General features: G+C 64.9%; 13 protein-coding genes. 6 read left to right on the forward strand and 7 right to left on the reverse strand.

All coding sequences use genetic code 11. The annotated features are described in order from the left end of the window. Positions 1 to 6 precede the first annotated feature (6 nt). From sufC to XH96_RS21410, 4 genes are all read right to left on the reverse strand, one after another. Positions 7 to 756, reverse strand: coding sequence for a Fe-S cluster assembly ATPase SufC (gene sufC, locus XH96_RS21395; protein WP_035675958.1), 750 nt, complete (start codon positions 754 to 756; stop codon positions 7 to 9). Between the two features lie 132 nt (positions 757 to 888). Continuing rightward, positions 889 to 2,385, reverse strand: coding sequence for a Fe-S cluster assembly protein SufB (sufB, locus tag XH96_RS21400; RefSeq protein ID WP_194387539.1), 1,497 nt, complete (start codon positions 2,383 to 2,385; stop codon positions 889 to 891). 114 nt (positions 2,386 to 2,499) lie between these two features. Next, positions 2,500 to 3,639 carry a cysteine desulfurase family protein gene (locus XH96_RS21405; protein WP_194387540.1) on the reverse strand — a complete coding sequence of 380 codons (1,140 nt, stop codon included), beginning with the start codon at positions 3,637 to 3,639 and terminating at the stop codon, positions 2,500 to 2,502. A gap of 48 nt (positions 3,640 to 3,687) precedes the next feature. Next, on the reverse strand, positions 3,688 to 4,881 hold the full coding sequence (locus XH96_RS21410) for an acyltransferase family protein (RefSeq protein ID WP_194387541.1): 1,194 nt from the start codon (positions 4,879 to 4,881) through the stop codon (positions 3,688 to 3,690). A 179-nt stretch (positions 4,882 to 5,060) separates the two neighbouring features. On the opposite strand from XH96_RS21410, the gene XH96_RS21415 reads away from it, so the two are divergent. Together XH96_RS21415 and XH96_RS21420 are read left to right on the forward strand one after the other, a co-directional pair. Continuing rightward, complete coding sequence (locus tag XH96_RS21415) at positions 5,061 to 5,909, forward strand: LytTR family DNA-binding domain-containing protein (RefSeq protein WP_246789702.1); 849 nt, start codon at positions 5,061 to 5,063, stop codon at positions 5,907 to 5,909. 333 nt (positions 5,910 to 6,242) lie between these two features. Next, complete coding sequence (locus XH96_RS21420; protein ID WP_024337874.1) at positions 6,243 to 6,890, forward strand: alpha/beta hydrolase; 648 nt, start codon at positions 6,243 to 6,245, stop codon at positions 6,888 to 6,890. Between the two features lie 64 nt (positions 6,891 to 6,954). On the opposite strand, the gene XH96_RS21425 is transcribed toward XH96_RS21420, so the two are convergent. Then, positions 6,955 to 7,632, reverse strand: a complete 678-nt coding sequence (locus XH96_RS21425) for a glutathione S-transferase family protein (RefSeq protein ID WP_194387543.1) — start codon at positions 7,630 to 7,632, stop codon at positions 6,955 to 6,957. 96 nt (positions 7,633 to 7,728) lie between these two features. Continuing rightward, positions 7,729 to 8,832, reverse strand: coding sequence for an anhydro-N-acetylmuramic acid kinase (locus tag XH96_RS21430; protein WP_194387544.1), 1,104 nt, complete (start codon positions 8,830 to 8,832; stop codon positions 7,729 to 7,731). A 165-nt stretch (positions 8,833 to 8,997) separates the two neighbouring features. Here XH96_RS21430 and tyrS point away from each other — a divergent pair, with 165 nt between their 5' ends. From tyrS to XH96_RS21450, 4 genes are all read left to right on the forward strand, one after another. Continuing rightward, positions 8,998 to 10,251, forward strand: a complete 1,254-nt coding sequence (gene tyrS, locus XH96_RS21435; RefSeq protein WP_194387545.1) for a tyrosine--tRNA ligase — start codon at positions 8,998 to 9,000, stop codon at positions 10,249 to 10,251. A 56-nt stretch (positions 10,252 to 10,307) separates the two neighbouring features. Then, on the forward strand, positions 10,308 to 11,579 hold the full coding sequence (locus tag XH96_RS21440; RefSeq protein WP_194394207.1) for an MFS transporter: 1,272 nt from the start codon (positions 10,308 to 10,310) through the stop codon (positions 11,577 to 11,579). Positions 11,580 to 11,797: 218 nt separating this feature from the next. After that, entirely contained in the window at positions 11,798 to 12,235 is a 438-nt protein-coding gene (locus tag XH96_RS21445; RefSeq protein WP_194387546.1) for a DoxX family protein, read from the forward strand. A 365-nt stretch (positions 12,236 to 12,600) separates the two neighbouring features. Further along, positions 12,601 to 14,295 (forward strand): methyl-accepting chemotaxis protein, encoded by a 1,695-nt coding sequence (locus tag XH96_RS21450; RefSeq protein WP_194387547.1) that lies wholly within the window; start codon positions 12,601 to 12,603, stop codon positions 14,293 to 14,295. Positions 14,296 to 14,454: 159 nt separating this feature from the next. Here XH96_RS21450 and XH96_RS21455 read toward each other — a convergent pair whose 3' ends face one another. Further along, positions 14,455 to 18,264 carry a DUF3971 domain-containing protein gene (locus XH96_RS21455; protein ID WP_194387548.1) on the reverse strand — a complete coding sequence of 1,270 codons (3,810 nt, stop codon included), beginning with the start codon at positions 18,262 to 18,264 and terminating at the stop codon, positions 14,455 to 14,457. Between the last annotated feature and the right edge of the window lie 16 nt (positions 18,265 to 18,280).

The raw sequence follows: 18,280 nt of genomic DNA on the forward strand, positions 1-18,280 counted from the left end.
AAATCCTTACGCGGCCTCGAACTGGGCGTAACCGGACGCCTCCAGCTCCAGCGCCAGCTCCTTGCCGCCGCTCTTCACGACGCGGCCTCTCGACATCACGTGCACGACGTCGGGCACGATGTAGTTGAGCAGCCGCTGATAGTGGGTGATCACGACCATCGCGCGCTTGGGCGAGCGCAGCGCATTGACGCCGTCGGCCGCAATGCGCAGCGCGTCGATGTCGAGGCCGGAATCCATCTCGTCGAGGATGCACAGGCTCGGCTCGAACAGCGCCATCTGCAGCACCTCGTTGCGCTTCTTCTCGCCGCCGGAGAATCCGACATTGACGCCGCGCTTGAGCATGTCCTGCGGGATGTTCAGCGACTTCGAGACTTCGCGGACCTTCTTGAGGAAGTCAGGCGTCGAATACTCGCTCTCGCCGCGCGCCTTGCGCTGCGCGTTCAGCGCGGTGCGCAGGAAGGTCATGGTGGCAACGCCGGGTATCTCGACCGGATACTGAAATGCCAGGAACACGCCCTTCGCGGCGCGCTCCTCCGGCGCCATCTCCAGGAGGTCCTCGCCCTTGAACAGGATCTGGCCGTCGGTAACTTCATAGCCGGGCTTGCCGGCGATGACGTGCGAGAGCGTCGACTTGCCGGAGCCATTCGGCCCCATGATCGCGTGCACCTCGCCTTCGTTCACGGTCAGCGTCAGCCCATGGAGGATCTCACGCTCCTCGACACGAACCTTGAGGTCTTTCACTTCAAGTAAAGCCATCATGTTTTTCCATCTATCCCCTCATCCTGAGGAGCGCCGCAAGGCGCGTCTCGAAGGATTGAGGCCAACAATCTTTCCGGTATCCATCCTTCGAGACGGCCGCTGCACGGCCTCCTCAGGATGAGGTCCGAGTTAGCCGACCGACCCTTCGAGCGAGATCGAGATCAGCTTCTGCGCTTCCACCGCGAATTCCATCGGCAGCTGCTGCAGCACGTCCTTGACGAAGCCGTTGACGACGAGGCCGACGGCCTCCTCCTGCGAAAGGCCGCGCTGGATGCAGTAGAACAGCACGTCCTCGGAGATCTTCGAGGTGGTCGCTTCGTGCTCGAACGTCGCCGAGGAGTTCTTCGCCTCGATGTACGGCACGGTGTGCGCGCCGCATTTGTCGCCGATCAGCAGCGAATCGCAGGCCGTGAAGTTGCGCGCCCCTAGCGCCTTGCGGTGCGCGGTGACGAGGCCGCGATAGGTGTTCTGCGACTTGCCGGCGGCGATGCCCTTGGAGATGATCCGGCTCGTCGTGTTCTTGCCGAGATGGATCATCTTGGTGCCGCTATCGACCTGCTGATAGCCGTTCGAGATCGCGATCGAGTAGAACTCGCCGCGCGAATTGTCGCCGCGCAGGATGCAGCTCGGATATTTCCAGGTGATCGCAGACCCGGTCTCGACCTGGGTCCAGGAGATCTTGGAATTGTTGCCGCGGCAGTCGCCACGCTTGGTGACGAAATTGTAGATGCCGCCCTTGCCTTCCGAATTGCCGGGATACCAGTTCTGCACCGTCGAATATTTGATCTCGGCGTCGTCGAGCGCGACGAGCTCGACCACGGCGGCGTGCAGCTGGTTCTCGTCGCGCTGCGGCGCGGTGCAGCCTTCGAGATAGGAGACGTAGGCGCCCTTGTCGGCGATGATCAGGGTGCGCTCGAACTGGCCGGTGTTGCGCTCGTTGATGCGGAAATAGGTCGACAGCTCCATCGGGCAGCGCACGCCCGGCGGCACGTAGACGAAAGAGCCGTCGGAGAACACCGCCGAGTTCAGCGTCGCGTAGAAATTGTCCGAAGTCGGAACCACCGATCCCAGATATTTCTGCACCAGTTCAGGATGCTCGCGGATCGCCTCCGAGATCGGCATGAAGATCACGCCGGCCTTCTTCAGCTCCGCCTTGAACGTGGTTGCCACCGAGACCGAATCGAACACGGCATCGACCGCGATCTTGCGGCGGGCCGGGTCTTCCTCGCCGGGCTTGGGCTCGACGCCTTCGAGCATGGCGACTTCCCGCAGGGGGATGCCGAGCTTCTCGTAGGTCTTCAGGATCTCCGGATCGATCTCGTCGAGCGAGGACACGGTCTTCTTCGGCTTCGGCGCCGCGTAATAATAGAGGTCCTGGAAGTCGATCTTGGGATAGTCGACGCGGGCCCAGGTCGGCTCCGTCATGGTCAGCCAGCGCCGATAGGCCTCCAGCCGCCATTGCAGCATCCAGGCGGGCTCGTTCTTCTTCTCGGAGATGAACTTGACGGTTTCTTCCGACAGACCCTTGGGGGCCTTGTCGGACTCGATCAGGGTCTCAAACCCATAACGATACTGGTCGACGTCGATGCGCTTCACGCGCTCGACCGTCTCTTGTACGGCTGGCATTCCATCCTCCGCTCGCGGTTTCAAGGACCGCGGTGGATCAAACTCGGTCGAGTATTACGATATTTCTCTGCGGAAAGCACGGGGCTTAGAACCGTTCGAGCCGTGTTTCGTCGCTTAGCCCTTAAGTAGGGTATTACCAAGCTTTCGCCAAGCCTCTAACGCCCTGTTGATGTGCTCAGGTTCCGTGGACCAGCCCAGACTGAGGCGCACCGCTCCCTGTGCGACCGCGGGGTCATAGCCCATGGCCGACAGGACGTGGGAGGGCTGGACCTTGCCGGAGGAGCAGGCGGAGCCGGAGGAGACGGCGATCCCCTCCAGGTCGAAGCCGATGACGGCGGTTTCGGCCTTCAAACCCGGCGCGGTGAAGAGCACGGTATTGGGTATCCGCTCCACGTCATCCGCAAAGACCGTCGCTCCGGCAACGCCACGAAGACCATTTTCCAAACGATCTCTGAGGGTTACCATTCGCTTCACATCCTCCGGCAGAGCCTGAAGCGTGGCCTTCACCGCCGCCCCGAAGCCGGCGATCCCCGCGACATTCTCGGTTCCGGCCCGACGGCTGAGCTCCTGCCCGCCGCCCCGCAGCACCGGCTCCAGGCCGACGATCCCCTCGGTCATCACCAACGCGCCGATCCCCTTGGGGCCGCCGATCTTGTGCGCAGAAAAGGTGGCAAGGTCTGCGCCTACCTTATTGATATCGAAATGGATTTTACCGAGTGCCTGGATCGCATCGACGTGCAGGAGCCCGCCGGCCCCATGGACGACGCTTGCGGCCTCAGCGACGGGCTGGAGCGCGCCGGTCTCGTTATTGGCGGCCATGATTGAAACCAAAGCTGGCGGACCGTCCTCGAGCTGTGCCTTCAGATCCGTGAGGTCGACCACGCCGGAGCGCGTGACCTGGATCAGGCCAATCCTGTCCGGCGGGAACCGGCCACCGGCCAGCACCGAGGCATGCTCGACCGCCGAGACCAGCAGCCGCTCGACGGGGCCTCCCGACGGCCCCCGCAGACCCGGCGAGAGCGCCAGCACATTGGCCTCGGTTCCAGCGGAGGTGAAAACGACGTTCCGCGGCAGCGCGCCGACCGCGGCCGCCAGCGCGGCGCGCGCCTCCTCGACCAACCGTCGCGCCTCCCGCCCTTCGGCATGGACCGATGACGGATTGCCGACGAGGTCATAGGCCGCAAGCATCGCCGCCCGGGCCTCGGGGCGCAGCGGCGTGGTCGCGTTCCAGTCGAGATAGACACGTGTCGGCATCTCGCCCTCTTAGCACCTTTTGCCAGCGGGCCAATCGGACGGAGCGTATCAGACCGGCTGGTGCTGCTCCGTCCTGAGAACCATCCGCGGCACCGCCCGCAATCCGAACAGCGGTCGCAGGCAGGCGATGCGCCGGACGATTTCATAGGTCGTCACACATGTGAGTGCGGTCCCAATGATGACGATGGACGCCTCGATTCCGGCCGGCATACCGGTGTCATGCAATTGATGGGCGATCACGATGATCGCGGTCTGATGGACGATGTAATACGGGAAGATCGCGTCGGTCAGATAGCGGCGCGCGGCGCCGTCGGCTGTGAAGTAGCGCCGCGCAAAGCCCAGCACGGCTACAATCGCGAGCCATTGGTAGCCACCATAGGCCGAGGCGGCGCCCCACTTCAGCGCCGGCGATGGCGCAAACAGACCGGCGCGAACCAGGATGAAGGCCGAGAAGCAGACGGCCGCAGCGACCAATGCCACCCAGCGCCGGGCCTCGACGTTGCGCCAGATTCCTTCCTGCTTCGCCAGCAGAAAGCCGATCAGAAAGGCCGTGGCGTGGTCCGCGTGGTTGTACCAGTCACCGAACAACGCATGCGTGGACGGGAAGGCCGGGAACAGCACCAGACGCCAGGCCACAAACAGCAGGCACGGCACGATCAGAAGCGATGGCCCCGCGAGCAAGACGGCCAGCTTGCGGCTGAGCCAGTCGGCGCCGGCCGGCCAAAGCGCGAGCACGCCGAGCAAGGCCATCGTGTAGACCCACAGATAGACCACGAACCAGAGATGGTTCCAGGTCGGCAACACGATGCAGGGGTTCGGACAGAACTGGGCCCCGAAGGCAAAATAGTGCCGGGTGTAGAAATCGAAAAAGCCGGCGGAATAGCCGAGTGTCTCGACGATCTGGAGGTAGGACTGCGGCGGCACGATAATGAGCATGCCGAAGATCAGCGGGATCAAGAGCCGCGCCGACCGCGCACCGGCCATCGAGGCAAGACTCGACTTGTCCAGCATGAAGCGCGTGGCAACCCCGGAGACCAGAAACAGAAGCGACAGCCGCCAAGGGTTGAGGAACAGCATCACCGGTTCCAGCCAGGTGAGCCGGTGCACGCTCTTGATGTGAAATCCCCAGGACACGTAGAGCATGCCGACGTGGTAGAAGATCAGCAGCCCAAAGGCTAAAATCCGCACCCAGTCCAGATCGATGCGCCTGTCCGAGCTTTGGAACTGCTGTGGTGTTGTCATGGTATTCTGCTCCTTGACGGGACGACGAACGCGGTTTCCGGGCCATGGCTGCTGACACCGAAAATGCTCCGCCGGCGGCGCACGTCGAGCCGGTTTGGGATCAGAATCGGACGCGGGGGGACGAGCCGTCCGCGGCCGGGACGAGTCGCGGGCCTTTTGGGACCAGCGGCGACCGGACGATGTTCGCCGCGATTGCGGCGGTTGCGCTCGCGACCGGAATCGTCAACGCGTTTTCGGGCGCTCAGGACGCCGCCTGGCGCGGCGACAGCTACGACATCGGCCGGCGGCTGTTCTGGGAGATGTCGAGCATTGCCGTCGTCCTGCTGCTGCTGCCGATGCTGGTGCTGGCGGTCCGCCGCATGCGCCGAACGCCCGGCCTTGCCGCCCGCGCAGTAATCGGGGCGATCACCCTGCTCGGCTTTTCGGCGCTCCACATCACCGGCATGGTCTGGGTGCGGAAGCTTGCGCTCTGGCTCGCCGGAGGCGCCTACGATTTCCGTTTTTCGCTTGCGACGGTCCTTTACGAATTCCGCAAGGATGCCGTGGCGGTCGTCCTGATCGCCGGCACGATCTGGCTGTTCGAAAGCCGCCGCGAGCTGAAGAGCGCCGTGGCCGCTCCGCCGACACCACCGCCCCCCCAACAGGCTTCATCGCCGGATGTGATCTGGCTGCGCGACGGTACGAGCCGCGTTCGCGTGATGCCGCACGACATCCTCTGGGTCGCGTCCGCCGGCAACTACATCGAATACAGCCTCGCCGACGGCACCCAGCACCTGATCCGGGGCACGCTGGCGGCCGCGGAAAGCGAGCTGGCGCGATTCTCCATCGTTCGCGTTCACCGGACCAGGCTTGCCAATCTCGACCGGGTGCACGGCGTGGACCTCAAGCCTTCCGGAGATTTCGAGCTCGCCTTCGACAACGGGCAGTCGCTCGGGGGCAGCCGACGTTACCGGCCGGCGGTCGCCTCGCTTGGAAGCCGAACCGCCTCCGGAATCAACATTGCCGATCGACCGGCGAAACAGTCGTGATTCCAATTGGTTGAGCGCTGCCCTCCGGCAGAGCGGCCGGCTTCTGCCGTTCTCCGGTTGACCTCGGGCAGGTCCCGATCAGGGGCAGGCTGAGATGACGCTGCCATGACTGACTAAGCTCTTGAGCCCATTGAGAGATGTCGAAGAAGCTTGCTTTTTGACCCTTGCCTCGTGTTAGAACGCGCGCGTCAGTTCACCTGCGCGCCACTCGCGCATCATCCGAGGGCGCGCCTCTCCACCCTCATTCGTGCTCCCGTCGGCCGCAACGCTGATGGAGCCACAGTCGGTTGATTGTGCAGGGATCACCTCCAAGGGACTCAATCAGAGACATCCATGCCTGAAGTCATTTTTACCGGCCCTGCGGGCCGTCTCGAAGGCCGCTATCACCCGGCCAAGCAGAAGAACGCGCCGATCGCGATGATCCTGCATCCGCATCCGCAGTTCCACGGCACGATGAACCATCAGATCGTGTACCAGTGCTACTACGCCTTCGCGCATCGCGGCTTCTCGGTGCTGCGCTTCAATTTCCGCGGCGTCGGCCGCAGCCAGGGTTCGTTCGACCACGGCACCGGCGAATTGTCTGATGCTGCCGCCGCGCTCGACTGGGCGCAGACCATCAATCCCGAAGCGCGCGCCTGCTGGGTCGCCGGCTTCTCCTTCGGCGCCTGGATCGGCATGCAGCTGCTGATGCGCCGCCCTGAGGTCGAAGGCTTCATCTCGATCGCGCCGCCCGCGAACCTCTATGACTTCTCGTTCCTCGCGCCCTGCCCGTCGTCGGGCCTGATCGTGCATGGCGAGAAGGACGCGGTGGTGCCGCCCAAGGACGTCAACACGCTGGTCGAGAAGCTGAAGACGCAGAAGGGCATCGTGATCGACCAGCAGATCATCCCTGGCGCCAACCATTTCTTCGACGCCAAGCTGGAGCCGCTGATGGAAACCATCACGGCGTATCTGGACATGCGTCTCGCCAACGTGCGGTGAAGGGTGCAGCTCAAGCCAGCTTGAGCGCGACGATCCCCATCAGCACGGCGACGTCGGCGTGCGCTCAGGCCGCAAGCTTGAGCAGATGCGCGTCGTGCCGCACGAGGAACGCGCGCAGCAATTGCGGATAGTCCGCGCCGACCGCGCTGCGCACGCTCGGACGTTTCGCGAGCTCGGCGCGCCACGCACGGACCTTCGGCACATCGCGGAAGATGCCGTGCTCGGTCAGTTCGTCGAACAGATCGAAATAGCGGAAGATCGGCGCGAACACGGCGTCGACGAGACTGAACGCGTCGCCGGCAAAGAATGGACCTGCGCCGAGCGCGGCTTCGACGCGCGCAAATTTCGCCGCGAGCGCCTGACGCTTGTTCTCGAACGTCGTCGGATCGGTCGTCGTCTCCAGGCCCCAGAGATCACCGAGGATCGCCGAGCCGAACTCCATCCAGGCACGGTGTTCGGCGCGTTTCAAAGCATCCGCCGGATGCAGCTTCGCACCCCCTTGCGTCTCCTCGATGTACTCGCAGATGACGTTGCTTTCGAACAGCGCGACCTCGCCCCTCTCGGTCGTCACCACCAGCACCGGCACCTTGCCGAGCGGCGACAGCTTCAAGAACCAGTCTGGCTTGCTGGCGAGATCGATGTCGATCCGCTCGAATGGCACGCCCTTCTCCTTCAGCGCGATCACGGCGCGCTGCACGTAGGGACAAAGCTTGTGGCTGATCAGTTTGAGCGAGGCGGTCATGGCGTGATCCCGGCGGTTAGATGCAGATGCATCCAATCTAGATGCATTTGCATAAACTCGTCAAGATCAATGCATCTGCATTGATTGGCCGCGATCTCAGGGCCGCGCCATGACCCCGCCGGTCATCGGCATCGGCACGCCCGTGGTGGACGGATAGGACAACGGCAGGCCCTTCAGGCCGCGGGCGGCGAGGAAGCCGAAGGCCTGCGCCTCGATGGCATCGGAGGCCCAGCCCAGCGTGTCGGCGGCCTCGACGGTCGCCGAACCCACCCGCTCCCGCAGCATCCGCAGCATGGTTAGGTTGCGGGCACCGCCGCCGCAGACGATCCAGTTCCGCGGTCGCCGCGGCAACAGTGGAATGATGCGGGCGATCGCGGCAGCGGTGAAGGCGGTCAGCGTCGCGGCACCATCGGCCGGCGCGACGTCGCCGAGCTTCAGGGCGGCAAAATCGTTGCGGTCGAGCGATTTCGGCGGCGGCAGCGCGAAGAAGGGCAGCTCCAGCGCCCGCGCGATCCACGCTTCATCCACCTTGCCGAGCGCTGCGAACTTTCCTTCCGCGTCGAACGCCTGGTTCATGGTGCGGTACATGAAATCGTCCAGCAGCGCATTGCCGGGGCCAGTGTCGCAAGCGATCAGCGTATCGTTGCCGTCGATATAGGTGATGTTGGAGACGCCGCCGATATTGACCACGACGATCGGCCCCTCGCGCTGCAGCGATTGGACGAGCGCCCGGTGGTAGACCGGCACGAAGGGCGCCCCCTGCCCGCCGGCCTCGACGTCGGCCGCGCGGAAATCATACATGACGGGAATATGGATCGCCTTGGCCAGTGCCGACCCATCGCCGATCTGCACCGTCAGCCGCTTCTCGGGCCGGTGCAGCACGGTCTGGCCGTGGAAGCCGACGATGTCGATGTCCTCCGGCCTCATGCGGTTCTGGGCGAGGAAGGCGGTGACCGCCTCGGCATGGGCCCGCGTCACCGCGCGCTCGGCATCGGCCAGAATGCCCGGGCGGGCGTCGCGTTGCTGCAGATGCACGGCCTCGCTCAGCGCCTGGCGCAGCAGGTTGCGCTCTGCCGGGCTGTAGGCCCGGTAGCCGGTCGGCCCGAACGCCTTCACCTGTTTTCCGTCGGTTTCGATCAGCGCGACATCCACCCCGTCCAGCGAGGTGCCGCTCATCAAACCGAGTGCCGTCAACATCATGGATCAGCGTCCTCAAGAGACCCGCCCTGGCCTGCCGATCTTGTGCCAGAGGGACACATCTTATAATGCCAACGCGCCAGGTGGCGGGCGGTCATCGGGTTCCCGCGGAAGACCCTTAAATTGCCCCCAAAACAGTAAACCAAGAATTGTCAGGCACGCCGACAGATGACTGCATTTAAATCGGATTTCCTCAATATCCTGCAGGAACGAGGATTCATCCACCAGTGCTCCGATTTCGAGGGGCTGGATGCGCTTGCCGCCAAGGGCGAAGCCATCGCCTATGTCGGCTACGATTGCACCGCCCGCTCGCTGCACATCGGCAATTACCTGACCATGATGATGCTGCACTGGCTCCAGCAGTCCGGCAACAAGCCGATCACGCTGATGGGCGGCGGTACCACCATGGTGGGCGACCCCTCCGGCAAGGACGAGACGCGCGCGATGCGCACCGTCGCCGAGATCGAGGCCAACAAGGAATCGATCCGCGGCGTGTTCGCAAAGGTGCTCCGCTATGGCGAGGGCAAGAGCGACGCCATCATGCTCGACAATGCGGAGTGGCTGACCAAGCTGAACTGGATCGAGATGCTGCGCGACGTCGGCCGGCACTTCTCGGTCAACCGCATGCTGACCATGGACTCCGTGCGGCTACGTCTCGAGCGCGAGCAGGAGATGAGCTTCATCGAGTTCAACTACATGGTCTGCCAGGCCTACGACTTCGTCGAGCTGGCCAAGCGCACCGGCTGCCGCCTCCAGATGGGCGGATCCGACCAATGGGGCAACATCATCATGGGCGTCGATCTCGGCCGCCGCATGGGCACCCACCAGCTGTTCGCGCTGACGACACCGCTGCTGACGACAGCGTCGGGCGCCAAGATGGGCAAGACCGCGCAAGGCGCGGTGTGGCTCAATGCCGACCAGTTCTCGCCGTATGATTTCTGGCAGTACTGGCGCAACACCGAGGACGCCGATGTCGGCAAGTTCCTGAAGCTGTTCACGACGCTGCCGATCGCCGAGATCAAGAAGCTCGAGGCGCTCGGCGGCTCGGAGATCAACGAAGCCAAGAAGGTGCTCGCGACCGAGGCGACCGCGCTGCTGCACGGCCGGGACGCCGCGAACGAAGCGGCGGAGACCGCGCGCCGCACCTTCGAGGAAGGTGCGCTCGCCGAAAGCCTGCCGACGGTGGAAATTCCGCGTGGCGAGCTCGACGCCGGCCTCGGCGTGCTCAACGCCTTCGTCAAGGCAGGCCTCGTTGCCTCCAACGGCGAAGCCCGACGGCAGATCAAGGGTGGCGGCCTGCGCGTCAACGACGCGCCGATTACCGACGAGAAGATGGCGCTGTCGACGGGCAATCTGACTCCGGAAGGCGTGATCAAGCTGTCCTTCGGCAAGAAGAAGCACGTGCTCATCAAGCCTGCATAGGCGTATGAGCTTTTCACTGCTTGTCAGGGCGCTCCGAAGCGCGCTCCCTGACGGCAATGGACCAGAACGCGACCAAGGAAACGAGCAAGGATAAGCACCGGGATGGCGTCGCAGCGACACCGCAAGGCGTCGCACGTATCGCGCTCACCGTGCTCGCACTCTGCTTCACGCTGGCCGTGCTGGGACGCGGGCTCGGCGACAGTTTTACGGTATTCCTGAAGCCGATCTCGGAAAGTTTTGGCTGGGACCGCGCGCAGATCGTATCGGTCTATTCACTCACCTGGCTCGCGAGCGGCCTCACCGCCCCCTTCGTCGGACGCCTGTTCGATCATTCCGGCCCGCGCATCGTCTATGCGCTTGGCCTGCTGCTGCTCGGCGCGGCCTTCCTGATCGCGGCGCACGCGCAGCATCTGTGGCAGTTCCAGCTCTCGATCGGCCTCTGCGTCGGCATCGGCATCGCCTTCATCGGCATCGTGCCGAACTCGATCCTGCTCGGCCGCTGGTTCGGGCCGCGCCTGCCAACCGCGATGTCGGTGGTGTATTCGGCGATGGGCGGCGGCGTGCTGGCGCTGCTGCCGGCCTCGCAGCTGCTGATCGATCACATCGGCTGGCGCGGCACCTACCAGCTGTTCGGCTTTGCCGCGCTCGGGCTGCTGGTGCCGCTGCTGCTCCTGCCCTGGCGCATGTTCGCGGCCGGCTCACCGCACGTCGCCAAGAAGAGCGATCCGGATTTCGTCGACAGCGGCTGGACGCTTGTGAGCGCGATGCGTCATCACGCCTTCTGGGCGCTGTTCTCGACCTTCTTCTTCACCGCGGTCGGCATGTATTCCATCGCGGCGCAGATCGTGGCCTATTTGATCGACGCCGGCTTTCCGCCGCTCCAGGCTGCGACCGCCTGGGGCTTCTCCGGCGTCGTGCTGGTGTTCGGCATGCTCGGCGTCTCCGCGCTCGACGGCCTGATCGGACGCCGGCCATCGGTGCTGCTCAGCTACGCGATCTCGATCCTCGGCATCGTTCTGCTCTGGCTGCTGCAGTACTATCCGAACGTCATCCTGCTCACCGGTTTCGTCGTCTGCTTCGGCAGCATGATGGGCTCCCGCGGGCCGCTGATCACCGCGACCGCGATGAAGATCTTTCGCGGCAAGCGCGTCGGCACCATCTTCGGCACCATCTCGATCGGAAGCGGCTTGGGCTCGGCCTTCGGCTCATGGAGCGGCGGTCTGATTCACGACGCAACGCACGGCTACAATCTCCTGCTGGTCTTCGCGCTTGCGAGCGTGATCCTCGGAATGATTCCATTCCTGATCGTCCCCGCCTTGCGGGAATAGGTCTCCCCGACGTAACCTGCATCCCTTGGCGTCACCGGGATATTACGTACGAGCCCGAGGCGAACGCGCAAAAATGACGGATCGCGCGCGGCTGAAAGGCCGGGCCTGCGGTGTTTTGTCCGACATGACAAAAATGTCAGCGCGGAATTGATCGTAGGTGGCTTGCGAGACGGAACTGAATACGGTCCAAGTCGCAGCATTGGATGGAGGGCAAACCAATGGACTTTCCTTATCTCTCTCGCTTTCAACCGGTTCTGCTGAGCCTGTTTCGCTTCGTCACCGGCCTGTTGCTGTTCCAGTACGGCGTCGCCAAGCTGTTCAAGTTTCCGGTGCTTCCCTACTTCGCCAACATTCCGCCGCTGATCTGGACGGCCGGTGCGATCGAGCTCGTGCTCGGCGCGCTCCTGATGCTCGGCCTGTTCACGCGGCTCACCGCGTTCATCCTCTCGGGTGAAATGGCCTTCGCCTACTTCATGGGCCACATGCTCAAGGGCGAGACGCCGGTGTTCCTGCCGCTGCTGAACGGCGGCACTGCAGCGATCCTGTTCTGCTTCGCCTGTCTCTATCTCTCGGCGGCCGGCGGCGGCTCGGTGAGCGTCGATGCCGCGATGGGCAAGGAGAGCGGCGCAGGCGGCGACGCCTATGCGCGGCGCTGACGCGCTTCGCCGGTTAACCTGAAAGTAAGACGGCACCGGCGGATCTGCCGGTGCCGGTCAGCGCGTCCCCAGCACGTTCCAGATGAGAACGAGGACCGCCACGAGCAGCACGGACATGATGATTCGGTGAACGAATCGATTCATGAGCGCTCCTGCGACGCAGGCTGACCGCCAAAGCGAATAACCAACTCTCTTCGGCATCCGGATTGGCCCGCACCGCCGCTTGTCGCCGAACCGGTTGCAGGCTTGCGCATACGGTTGCACCGCAGCGTTCGCGCGGCGCGGTTCTGCGCGCGCATGTTCACGTTTGGTAAGAACTTCCTGCTACCCATGCGAGCAATAACAATCATTCCGTAGGGGCTGTGATGAAGCTGCTGAGCCATTTGAAGATCCGCACCAAGCTTGCCAGCATGGTCTGCCTTGCGGCTCTCACAGTCACGGCCATCATCGGCGTATCGGCCGTGCTCAGCAAGAGCCGCATGATGGAGGACCGCGTCCAGCAGATGCGGACCGCCGTCGAGCTCCTCTACAACTACGCCCAGGCGCTTCAGGACGAAGCGACCGCCGGCAAGCTGACGCCGGCCGAGGCCAAGAGCCTGTTCCACCAGCGCGGCCGCCGCATGAACTTCAACGGCAACCAGGGCTATCCGGTGGTCTACAATCAGGATGGCTCCCTGGTCGTGAACGGCGCCAATCAGCAGCTCGAAGGCAAGATCACCGGTGCCAAGGATTCCAACGGCGTGCTGATCGCCGACGCCATCATCAAGGCCGGCAACGAGACCGCGCAGGGCGGCGTGACCTCCTATCTCTATCCCCGTCCCGGCCAGACCGAGCCGCTCCGCAAGACCGTGTTCGCGCGTAAATTCGCGCCCTGGAACGTGACGATCAGCTACGGCCTCTATGTCGACGACATCGATGCCGATGTGCGTGCCTTGACACTCGAGCTCGCCGCGATCGGCGTCGGCCTGATGCTGCTGATGGCGGCGCTGTCCTGGCTGATCGCCCGCGACGTGCTCGGCGCGCTCGACCGCCAGAAGAATCGCATGCAGGAGATTTCCGAAGGCGCCATCGACAAGCCGGTCGAGGAGACCGATCGCGGCGACGAGATCGGCCGCATGGCCGAGACTCTCGAAGTCCTGCGCCAAACGGCATTGACGGCCCGCACGCTCGAGGCCGAGCAGGCCGCCACCAAGACACGCAGCGAGCAGGAGAAGCGCGAGGCGCTGATTGCGCTTGCCGACCGCTTCGATGCCTCCGTCGGCCAGCTCGTCGGCCTGATGGCCTCCGGCTCCGGTGAGCTCGAGAATACCGCCAAGTCGATGTCCTCCACCGCCGAAGGCACCAACCGCCGCGCCTCCGTGGTCGGCTCCGCCGCCACTGAAGCCAGCCAACGTGTCCAGACTGTTGCCGCCGCCGCCGAGGAGCTCTCCTCCTCCATCACCGAGATCAGCCGTCAGGTCGCGCAATCGGCCGAGGTCACCGGCCGTGCCGTCGACAGTGCCCGCCGCACCGACACCATCGTGCGCGCATTGTCCGACGGCGCCCAGCAGATCGAGCACGTCGCCGAGCTGATCTCCAGCATCGCGGCCCAGACCAACCTGCTCGCGCTCAACGCCACCATCGAGGCGGCACGCGCCGGTGAAGCCGGCCGCGGCTTTGCCGTCGTCGCCTCCGAGGTGAAGTCGCTGGCGAGCCAGACTGCGGAAGCCACCCGCGAGATCGGCGACAAGATCGCCCAGATCCAGGGCGCGACCAAGGAAGCGGTGGACGCGATCGGCGGCATCACCGCCACCATCGAGGAGGTCAGCCGCATCGCGACCTCGATCGGTGCCGCCATCGAGGAGCAAGGCGCAGCCACCGCCGAGATCGCCCGCAGCGTCTCGCAGACCGCCGAGGCGACCAAGGAGGTCACCACCAATATCGGTGTCGTCTCCACCGCCGCCAACGAGACCGGCAACGCCGCCGGCATGGTGCTCGCTGCGGCCTCGAACCTCTCCAAGCAGGCCGAGCAGCTCTCCGGCGAAGTCGGGACCTTCCTGGCGGGCGTGCGCGCGGCATAACGCGCCACCCCAGACTCGAGACGTTTGGCGCGAAAGCGTCGCCACATTCGTCATGGCCGGGCTTGTCCCGGCCATCCACGTTTTTGGCCGCGCCGAAGCGGCTTCGGCCGCGCAGGCGGGACAAGCCCGGGCATGACGAGCACGTGGGAATGTGGGCGTTTATCGCCGCGCGAGGCTGCAACCGCTCGACAGCTGGCGCGTCGATCCCGTCGAGCCGTCGTTGGACTGCGACGGGAATTCGTCGAACGGCGAGTTCTGCTTGCCGGTGTTGAACTCGAAGATCTTCCGGAACAGGCCCGGCGCCATCGCCGAGATCGGGTTGACGCGCATCACCGGAGCCGCCGGGGTGCCGACGACCTCGTAGGTCACGCCGATCAGTCCCTCGTTGTTGCCGCCGCCGAGGAAGATGCCGAACAACGGGATCTGGCCGAAGATGTTGTTGACGCCGTACATCGGCACGAAGGTGCCGCTCATGCACACCTGGTTGCCGGGATAGTCGATCGAGCCCTCGATGGTGGCACCGATCATCGGCCCCTTGACCACGCCGTCGCGGACCGTGAGCGCACCGTTCTGCCGCGTGAACTCGGCGCGAAGCGCGCTGAAGGAGACGCCATTCCCGGTGCCGTTGGGCGCGCCGGCGGCAACGCGTTCGAGCTGCGCCTCGCCCTTCACGGTGAAGTCGCGGACATTGATCAGGCCCTCGCGCGCGGCGTTCGGCTCGGAGGTCGGCGGCTCCATCGCCACCACCATCTGGCCGCCGACCGCCTTGGTGTAGGTGTCGGTGAAGCGCAGCAGCGCGCCGGCATCGTTGGTCTGCAGATAGATCACCTCGCGGCTGCCCTGCGCGCGGCCGCCGCGCAGATCGGCTGCCACCGGTGTGTCGCGGCCGATCTTGCCGCTCAGCGTGAAGGCTTTGACGGCGCCGTTGCGTTTCGACATCTTGGCATCGACGCTGCGCATGGCCTCGCCGTTGAATCCGGCGACGGCACCGAGCTTCACGTCGATGTCGAAATCGACGTTCTTCAGCTTGCTCTTGCCGTCGTCCTTGGAATTGCCTGAGATCGTCGACTTCAGGAAACCGCGGCCGTCGAACACGTCGCCACGCATGGTGCCGCGCACCACGCCGTCCTGGCTGCGCTCCACTTTGAGCGACGCCTTGTCGCCGTCGGACGGCGCATATGTCGGGAAGTTGGCGTTCATGAGATCGCCGTTCGCGTCGATCTCGAGCGAGCCCTTGATCGAGGCTCCGCCACCGTCGATGACGATGTCCTCGAAACGCGTCGATTGCGCCGTCGGCACCACCTTGAAGCTCGCCTTGGCGGATTTGCCCTGCAGCTTGACCCAGCCGGGAAGGATGTTGTCGAGCTTGACTGAGGTCAGGTCGGCCTCGACGCCGAGCCTGGTCGTCTGATCCGTGCCACTTGCGATCTTGCCCGAGAGCTTGATCGGCAACGATCCGCTGACGGCGGGGCTCAGATCGAATCCCAGGCGCGCGCGGCTGGCATCGTCCAGCGTCGCCTGCAATCGGACGTCCGCGTCGCCCTCGGCCGGCTTGCGATAATCGAGCGAGGCCGCCTGCCCATTGATCTTGACGTCGCCCTTGACCTGATAGCCCTGGTTGTTGGCGACGATCTTCAGGTTGTTGGCCTCCAGCTTCTGGTTCATCACCAGCTTCTCGGCGGCAAAGCCGTTGAGGTCGGCGGTGACGGCATAGGTGGTGTCAGCCTTGGTCAGCTCGCCCTTGACCGGCATGCCGAGCTGGATGTTCGCCGAGAACGTCCCCTTGCTGGTGTTGGGATCGACCACAGTCGACGACAGATCGCTCAGCCGATCATTGGCGAGCATTTCGGCGGCCGCGGGCACCGGTCCGTCGACGCGAAACTTGGTTCGCGACGGGGACGGCTTGGGCGCCATGTCCGGCACCTCGAAGACGAAGTCGGAGATCGTGACCTTGCGCCCCGAAGGCGTATCCGCAACGCCCTGCCCGATGTTCACGGTCGCAGTGCGCCCGGTCACGCGCGCCTTCAAATCGGCATCGCGCACCACCGGCATGCCGTCCACGGGGCGGACCGCGACACCGCTCGCCACGATGTTGACCGACAGGCCGTCGTCCGGAATCGGCGGGCCCCTGCGCGGGAGGTTCTTCGTCGGCGAGTTGATGCCGATCTCGATGCGCTGGAGCGTACCGCGCTCGATCCGTTCGATCACCCATTCGCGCAGTTCGGGGACGATCAGCGTCGGCCACATCCGCTTCAAGGCGGAGGCCGACATCGGCGTTCCCGCAAAGCCCAGCGTCAGCCGCGGCTCGCCGGAATAGTCGATGGCACCGGTGCCGGCGACGCCGATCTCGCCATTGCTGATGTCGGCCTGCGTCAGCAAGAGGCGCTTGTGATCCGTGTCGAAGCGGAATCCGATCGCGATGCGGTTGAAGACGAGCGGCGGCTCGTTATCGATGCCGCCGAGCAGAATCGAACCGCCGCTGAAGCCGAGCTGCCAGTCGTTGGTGGTGCCGTTGGGCGGCTCGAGATGAGCCAGCAGCGTCAGGCGGTTCGCGCCGGAGAGAATCTTGAACGGAGCGACCAGCACGCGCCGGTTGGCGTCCCACTCGACATTGATCTCGGCCGAGTCGATTGCCATCGGATAGTCGGGCGTGTCGGTGTCGATGATGTTGCCGGCGCCGACGGCGAGCTTGCCGCGGAAGAAGGTCGGCACGCCGTCGCGGCCGAGCTCGCCCTTGAGTTCGCCGGTCAACGGCAGGTCGGCGGTATAGGTGAAGTCCTTCACCCGCAGCGCCAAGAGGATGTTGGAGGTCGAGACCTTGTCGGCCTTGATGTCGACGGAGCGCACGCCGTTCTCGGCGGGACCGATCGTGGCGCGCAGCATCCACGGGCGCGCGCCCTCCTCGCCGAGGCTGAGCGCGACGCCGCCGCGGCTCGGCCGGCGCAGGCTGAGCGTGATGTTCTCAAACGACCATTTGCTGCCGCGCTGCTGATCGTCGACGACCAGGTTGCCGTTCTTGAGACCGATCTCGTTGAGGTTCTGGCCGTCGAGGCCGGTCATGCTCAGACTGTCGAGCCAGTCGAGGCCTTGGAGAATGCCGCTCTGCGCTGTCGCCTGCGGGGCGGCTTGCGACACCTCCGGGCTCGCGGGCGCGGTCGCAAATGGCGGCGGCGGGACACCGCCACGCGGGAATGTCGGCGGCAGGCCGGCGTCCTTCTTGGACGCGACGCCGGTCGCGAGCGGCTTCGCGGTGTCGCCGGCCGACACGGTGACGGTGCCATCGGGCGCGATGCGGATCGCGAGCTCGGCATCGACGAGATTGAGGCTTTCGGCGCGCAGGTGCCCCATCAGGAGACCCGCGCCCGACAGCTTCACCTCGGCCTTCGGCGCGCTGGCGACGATGGCGTGATCGCGGTCGCGAACGATGATGTCCCGGATGCGGACGGCGATGCGGACCCGGCCGGCGCGCTCGATCTGGGTGCCGCCGATCTCAACCGTGTTGCCGTGGCCGATATTGTCCTCGATCGCGGCCGCCAGCCATGGCGTTGCGATATCCAGATTGATGGGACCGGCGCCGAGCCGCCACCACAGCGCGCCGAAACAGCCGACGAAGATGACGAACAGGGTGCCGAGAACCACCGCGACGCGCTTCAGCCAGCGACCACCACCCAGCCAGCGGCGCAGCCCGCCGGATCCGCCACCGAAGCGATGAAGGCCCGAACCGGAACGCGCCAGCAGCCGCCGCGCGCGATGGCCCGCCGCCGCTTCCTGATCCGGATCCCAGTCGGCGTCGTCCCATTCCTGCGGCTCATGTTGGCCGCCGCGCCGATCGAAATCCCGGTTGTAGTCCTGGGGCGACGTATTCCTTGCCATTGCTTCTCGATACAGGCGCCCGTCGTAGGATTGAGCGCCGCCGGGACCGCAGCCGGCCACGGGAAGCGATGCTCCCTGCGCCGGCACTGCCGCCATACCTCGTATATTCCTG

Source organism: Bradyrhizobium sp. CCBAU 51765, assembly GCF_015291725.1.
GTDB lineage: Bacteria > Pseudomonadota > Alphaproteobacteria > Rhizobiales > Xanthobacteraceae > Bradyrhizobium > Bradyrhizobium liaoningense.

Excerpts from the sequence above, each read along its gene's own strand:
- tyrS (WP_194387545.1), top strand. The coding sequence starts at position 8,998 with ATGACTGCATTTAAATCGGATTTCCTCAATATCCTGCAGGAACGAGGA.
- XH96_RS21405 (WP_194387540.1), bottom strand. The coding sequence starts at position 3,639 with ATGCCGACACGTGTCTATCTCGACTGGAACGCGACCACGCCGCTGCGC.
- XH96_RS21410 (WP_194387541.1), bottom strand. The coding sequence starts at position 4,881 with ATGACAACACCACAGCAGTTCCAAAGCTCGGACAGGCGCATCGATCTG.
- XH96_RS21425 (WP_194387543.1), bottom strand. The coding sequence starts at position 7,632 with ATGACCGCCTCGCTCAAACTGATCAGCCACAAGCTTTGTCCCTACGTG.
- XH96_RS21430 (WP_194387544.1), bottom strand. The coding sequence starts at position 8,832 with ATGATGTTGACGGCACTCGGTTTGATGAGCGGCACCTCGCTGGACGGG.
- XH96_RS21450 (WP_194387547.1), top strand. The coding sequence starts at position 12,601 with ATGAAGCTGCTGAGCCATTTGAAGATCCGCACCAAGCTTGCCAGCATG.
- XH96_RS21415 (WP_246789702.1), top strand. The coding sequence starts at position 5,061 with ATGTTCGCCGCGATTGCGGCGGTTGCGCTCGCGACCGGAATCGTCAAC.
- XH96_RS21420 (WP_024337874.1), top strand. The coding sequence starts at position 6,243 with ATGCCTGAAGTCATTTTTACCGGCCCTGCGGGCCGTCTCGAAGGCCGC.
- XH96_RS21440 (WP_194394207.1), top strand. The coding sequence starts at position 10,308 with ATGGACCAGAACGCGACCAAGGAAACGAGCAAGGATAAGCACCGGGAT.
- sufC (WP_035675958.1), bottom strand. The coding sequence starts at position 756 with ATGGCTTTACTTGAAGTGAAAGACCTCAAGGTTCGTGTCGAGGAGCGT.
- XH96_RS21445 (WP_194387546.1), top strand. The coding sequence starts at position 11,798 with ATGGACTTTCCTTATCTCTCTCGCTTTCAACCGGTTCTGCTGAGCCTG.
- XH96_RS21455 (WP_194387548.1), bottom strand. The coding sequence starts at position 18,264 with ATGGCGGCAGTGCCGGCGCAGGGAGCATCGCTTCCCGTGGCCGGCTGC.
- sufB (WP_194387539.1), bottom strand. The coding sequence starts at position 2,385 with ATGCCAGCCGTACAAGAGACGGTCGAGCGCGTGAAGCGCATCGACGTC.